The sequence below is a fragment of the Phormidium sp. CCY1219 genome (assembly GCF_035615515.1).
GTDB lineage: Bacteria > Cyanobacteriota > Cyanobacteriia > Cyanobacteriales > Laspinemataceae > CCY1219.
Genome location: NZ_JAJENT010000764.1, coordinates 1 through 5,795, shown reverse-complemented (window position 1 = coordinate 5,795; position 5,795 = coordinate 1). Strand labels below are relative to the sequence as shown.

The 5,795-nt window shown below is 52.6% G+C and carries 3 protein-coding genes; all 3 read left to right on the top strand.

Annotation, left to right across the window (positions count from 1 at the left end; translation table 11 throughout):
• Nucleotides 1–313: 313 nt before the first annotated feature.
• Nucleotides 314–3,616, top strand: coding sequence for a carbamoyl-phosphate synthase large subunit (gene carB, locus LKK83_RS23240; RefSeq protein ID WP_324633768.1), 3,303 nt, complete (start codon nt 314–316; stop codon nt 3,614–3,616).
• A gap of 329 nt (nt 3,617–3,945) precedes the next feature.
• Complete coding sequence (locus LKK83_RS23235; RefSeq protein ID WP_324633767.1) at nt 3,946–4,077, top strand: hypothetical protein; 132 nt, start codon at nt 3,946–3,948, stop codon at nt 4,075–4,077.
• Nucleotides 4,078–4,255: 178 nt separating this feature from the next.
• Nucleotides 4,256–5,212, top strand: a complete 957-nt coding sequence (locus tag LKK83_RS23230) for an RNA polymerase sigma factor, RpoD/SigA family (RefSeq protein ID WP_324633766.1) — start codon at nt 4,256–4,258, stop codon at nt 5,210–5,212.
• Nucleotides 5,213–5,795: the final 583 nt, after the last annotated feature.

Genomic DNA, 5,795 nt, shown 5'->3' with positions numbered 1-5,795 from the left:
CTCCATTTCCCCTGGCTCTCATCCCGACGCTCACCAAGCACGGGTAGAGCGCGGGGCTTCCCGCCGAGAAGCTAAACCCGCCCCCGGGGAATGCAAGTCATCAAATCTTGTTAAAATTCCATTAACCCAGCGATCCGGGGTGGGGAGAAAACCCTTACAATAATCTCGATTCAGCAATCAGCCGAGAGGCCAGCGATCGCAGCTTTCGCCCCCGAGACAGAGCAGCCCTCTGGACGGAGAGCGAGACTAGAGCGGCGATCGCCTGCCCCGTAGGGATTGCCAACTAACAACTGACAATAGAACAGTTCAGCCTATGCCCCGTCGCAACGACCTGCACAAAATTCTCCTCATTGGTTCTGGCCCAATTATAATTGGCCAAGCGTGCGAATTTGATTATTCAGGCACCCAGGCATGTAAAGCCTTGCGAGAAGAAGGGTACGAAGTGGTGCTAGTCAACTCGAACCCCGCCACGATTATGACGGACCCAGAAACCGCCGATCGCACCTACATCGAACCATTAATTCCCGAAGTCCTGGAAAAAGTAATTGCCAAAGAACGACCCGACGCCTTACTCCCGACAATGGGAGGGCAAACCGGGTTAAACCTGGCCGTCACCCTATCCAAAAACGGCGTATTAGACAAATATGGCGTAGATCTCATCGGGGCCAAACTCGGGGCGATCGAAAAAGCCGAAGACCGGCAAAGATTCAAAGACGCCATGACCAAGATTGGCTTAAAAAGCTGTCCCTCGGGAATTGCCGAAACCCTAGAACAAGCCAAAGCCGTCGCCAGTCAAATTGGCAACTACCCCTTAATCATTCGACCCGCCTACACCCTAGGCGGAACCGGAGGCGGGATTGCCTACAACCAGCAAGAATTTGAAGAAATGGCCGTCGCCGGGTTAGAAGCCTCCCCCGTGTCGCAAATTCTCATCGAGAAATCCCTCTTAGGCTGGAAAGAGTACGAGCTCGAAGTGATGCGGGACTTAGCCGACAACGTAGTGATTATCTGCTCCATCGAGAACATCGATCCGATGGGCGTTCACACCGGAGACTCGATCACCGTCGCCCCGGCCCAGACCCTAACCGACAAAGAGTATCAGAGATTGCGCGATGCCTCGATTAAGATTATTCGAGAAATTGGCGTAGAGACCGGCGGATCGAACATTCAGTTTGCCATCGATCCCACCAATGGGGATGTCATCGTCATCGAGATGAACCCCCGGGTATCGCGGTCTTCTGCCCTCGCCTCCAAAGCCACCGGATTTCCGATCGCCAAATTTGCCGCCAAATTAGCCGTGGGCTACACCCTCGACGAAATCTCCAACGACATCACCAAAGAAACCCCAGCCAGCTTTGAGCCGACCCTGGACTATGTAGTGACCAAAGCGCCCCGGTTTGCCTTCGAGAAATTTTCCGGCAGCAAACCCCTACTCACCACCCAGATGAAATCCGTGGGCGAAGCGATGGCGATCGGGCGGACCTTCCAGGAATCCTTGCAAAAAGCCCTGCGATCGCTCGAAACCGGACGAAGCGGTTGGGGATGCGACACCCAAGAAGTCATCCCCTCCCTGGAGCAAATTCGCGCCGGCTTACGCACCCCGCATCCCGAGCGAATTTTCACCGTGCGACATGCCATGCTAATGGGCATGACTGTAGAAGAAATCTACGAACTCACCGGCATCGACCCTTGGTTCTTGGATAAGATGCAAGACCTGCTCGAAACCGAAAAACTCCTGAAGCGGACTCCCCTCAAGGAGTTGACAAAAGAGCAAATGTATGCAATCAAGCAGCAAGGGTATAGCGATCGCCAGATTGCCTTCGCCACCAAGACCACGGAAAGCGAAGTTCACGCCTACCGCGTCTCCTTGGGCGTCAAGCCGGTGTACAAATTAGTAGATACTTGTGCCGCCGAATTTGAAGCCTATACTCCTTATTATTATTCCACCTACGAAGAAGAATCGGAAGTCAAAATTTCCGACCGACGCAAGGTGATGATTTTAGGCGGCGGTCCGAACCGGATCGGCCAAGGTATCGAATTTGACTACTGCTGCTGTCACGCCTCCTACTCCCTGCGGGATGAAGGATTCGAGACGATTATGGTCAACTCCAACCCAGAAACCGTCTCCACCGACTACGACACCAGCGATCGCCTTTACTTCGAGCCACTCACCAAAGAAGATGTACTCAACATCATCGAAGCGGAAAATCCCGAAGGCATCATCATCCAGTTTGGCGGACAGACCCCGCTGAAACTGGCCTTACCCTTGCAAAAAGCCCTGGATTCCGACGCCCTCGATCGCGTATTGGACAAATCGATTAAGTCTCAGATTTGGGGAACCTCCCCCGATTCCATCGACATCGCCGAAGACCGAGAGCGCTTTGAGCAAATCCTGTGGGACTTGCAAATCGAGCAACCGCCGAATGGAATTGCCCGCAGCTACGAAGATGCCCTGCGGATTTCGCAAAAAATTGGCTATCCGGTGGTGGTGCGTCCCTCCTACGTGTTAGGCGGACGGGCAATGGAAATCGTCTATTCCGATAAGGAATTGGAACGGTACATGACCTTTGCGGTGCAGGTGGAACCAGACCACCCGATTTTGATCGATAAGTTTTTGGAAAACGCGATCGAAGTGGATGTGGATGCGATCGCCGACTCCAGCGGCGAGGTGGTCATCGGCGGTATTATGGAACACATCGAACAAGCTGGTATTCACTCCGGGGACTCTGCTTGTTCGATTCCCTACATCTCCTTGCAACCCGCCGCCCTCAAGACGATTCGCGAATGGACTGTCAAACTCGCCAAAACCCTGAATGTGGTGGGATTGATGAACATTCAGTATGCGGTGCAAGGGGAACAGGTTTACATTTTGGAAGCCAATCCCCGCGCTTCCCGGACTGTTCCCTTCGTGTCGAAAGCGATCGGCGTGCCTTTGGCAAAAATGGCCTCCCTGGTGATGGCGGGAAATACCTTAGCCTCCCTTGGGTTTACCGAGGAGAAGATTCCCCAGCATATTGCGGTTAAGGAAGTGGTGTTACCGTTTAATAAATTCCCCGGTAGCGATACCTTGCTCGGACCGGAAATGCGCTCCACTGGCGAGGTGATGGGAATTGATACCGATTTCGGACGCGCCTTTGCTAAAGCGGAGTTAGGGGCCGGGGTGAATCTTTCCCTGAATGGCACGGTGTTTGTCTCGATGAACGATCGCGACAAATCCCTGGTGGTGCCGGTGGTGAAAGAGTTAAAAGAGTTGGGCTTTAAGATTGTCGCCACCTCGGGCACCCGCAAAGTCCTGCGAGAACAAGGTCTGACTGATGTGGATCTGGTGTACAAACTGCACGAAGGCCGTCCTCACGTGGTAGACTGGATCAAAAACGAGCAGATTCAGTTTATTATCAATACGCCCACTGGAGAAGAGTCGCAAACCGACGCCCGCTTGATTCGTCGCATGGCGTTGGATTACAAACTGCCGATTATCACCACGATTTCTGGGGCGAAGGCAACTGCCGCCGCTATCCGCGCCCTGAAAGGCGAACCCCTGGAGGTGAAAGCTGTTCAGGATTATATCGCCGATGAAGATGCGGCGCGGGTGAAAACCGACACGATTGCCAACTGAGAATTTAGAGATTGCCAATTCAATTTCTGAGTTTTTGATTAAGTTTGGGGTGAGCCTGCGCTCACCCATTTTTTATCGCCAACTTTTATTTACTGAGTTAACAATCGACAATCTATAATCCTATTTTGGGAATTTTGCCCCAAAAGAGGCGATTTTCCCTCCCAATTGTTTTCCACGATGCTTTTATAAACTCCAATCCTGGGTAATCTTGAGCTAAGCCTACACCGGAAGTTGGAGATAAGCGATCGCAAAACTTGTCCGGGGGCCTGGACATTTCTTTAAGAAATGTTACAATTTTTAACATAGCATTGTTGGACTTAAGAAAACTTATGACAACCATAACCTTGATACTCGGAACAATTTGCCTCGCCTGGATGTGGGCACGACTGCGCGATCGCCAGGCCCAGCCGAACTACCAACCCCTGTTGGTGCCGGTGCGGGTGAAATCGCGTCAGAAATAGTCGATTCACGTTCCTAACCCGGGATGGGGATCCGGCATTCCCATCCTCAGGGGTTACATTGGGTTTGGCAGCCAGATCCACAAATGCCCCGAGTGGCTAGCGCTCCATCGGGTCGATTCAGAGAAAGCGCCAAGCATACAAGCCACAAGTATCGTTACCTATTCACGGAAGAAGCGCCATGAAGACTGCTCAGACTTCAACAGATTTAGTCCGCACTTACCTGCGAGAAATTGGCCGGGTTCCCCTGCTGACCCACGAGCAGGAGATCGTATTGGGTAAGCAAGTACAGCATTTAACCCGCTTGGAAGAGGTGAAAAAGACCCTCGCCGAAACATTAGGTCATGCGCCGACCCACGCACAATGGGCGCAATCAGCCAACTTGTCTGAAGCACAGCTACAACGCGCGATCGCGGAAGGTGAAATGGCAAAGCGCAAAATGGTAGAAGCCAACTTGCGCTTAGTCGTATCGGTTGCGAAGAAGTATATCAAGCGCAATGTTGATTTGCTCGACTTGATTCAAGAAGGAACCATTGGAATGCAGCGCGGGGTAGAAAAATTCGACCCTACCAAAGGCTATCGCTTTTCCACTTATGCTTATTGGTGGATTCGTCAGGCGATTACCCGAGCGATCGCCGAAAAAGGTCGCACCATTCGCCTCCCGATTCACATTACCGAGAAGCTTAACAAAATCAAAAAAGCCTCCCGCGAGCTATCACAAAAACTGGGCCATACCCCTTCGATTACTGAGTTAGCCAAGGAACTGGACTTAACGCCCAAGCAAATTCGCGAATATCTCGAAAGAGCGCGTCTTCCGCTCTCGTTGGATTTGCGCGTTGGCGACAACCAAGATACAGAACTCAGTGAGTTGCTCGAAGATACCGGCCCTTCACCAGAAGATTATGCCACTCAAGCGGCGATGCGCGCGGATTTGGAACGGCTGATGTCCGAATTGACTCCCCAACAGCGTGACGTGATTGCTTTGCGCTTTGGATTGGATGACGGACATCCCTTAACTCTGTCTAAAATTGGCGATCGCCTGCAAATCAGTCGCGAACGGGTTCGCCAAATCGAGCGCGAAGCTCTCGCTAAACTCCGCAAGCGCAAAGGAGATATGAGCGAATACGTCGCCAGTTAGCGACACCCTACCCCTATCGTTTAGCACCTTCGCCTCCCATCCCCGGGAGGCATTTTTATGCCCCCAAATCCCCCCCCGCACGATAAGCGAGTGAACCTCTCCCATCAACGGTACTCCCCCAGTTTAGCTGTGGGATTGCAGACGGGAGTCGCCCCAGGAACCTGGGAACCCCCCCAGAAACGAAACGCGGCGGGGGGATTAGCCGTTATCGCAGTTGGAAACCGCGATATAATTGGAGAGAGAAAAGGGCGATCGCGCTTCTGTGTGCAGGGTCTCCTATACCAACTGCGGGTCAGGAAAAGAAACCGTGAAGGGCGTGGGGTTCCCCTATAGTCTCTGGGAAGATACAATAATTTGCTGGGGGCATCACGCCGGGGTGAGGAGCGGGTGAAGACCCGAGGGTGAGGTGGTAGAGACGCTTTGAAATTGCGTCTCTAGGGGAAACCCATTCCCAGCATCCGCTAGGAATGGGTCAAATCTGCGATCGGATTAAACGTCAACTTCTACGGTCGCGCATACGCGCAGCTTGGACGACCCAACGTCTAACTAAGAGTTGGCGCTTACCATGCAGCCAAAAACGATA

Bases quoted from the DNA above. Each gene is read 5' to 3' on its own strand.
- carB (WP_324633768.1), top strand. From the start codon at position 314: ATGCCCCGTCGCAACGACCTGCACAAAATTCTCCTCATTGGTTCTGGC.
- LKK83_RS23235 (WP_324633767.1), top strand. From the start codon at position 3,946: ATGACAACCATAACCTTGATACTCGGAACAATTTGCCTCGCCTGGATG.
- LKK83_RS23230 (WP_324633766.1), top strand. From the start codon at position 4,256: ATGAAGACTGCTCAGACTTCAACAGATTTAGTCCGCACTTACCTGCGA.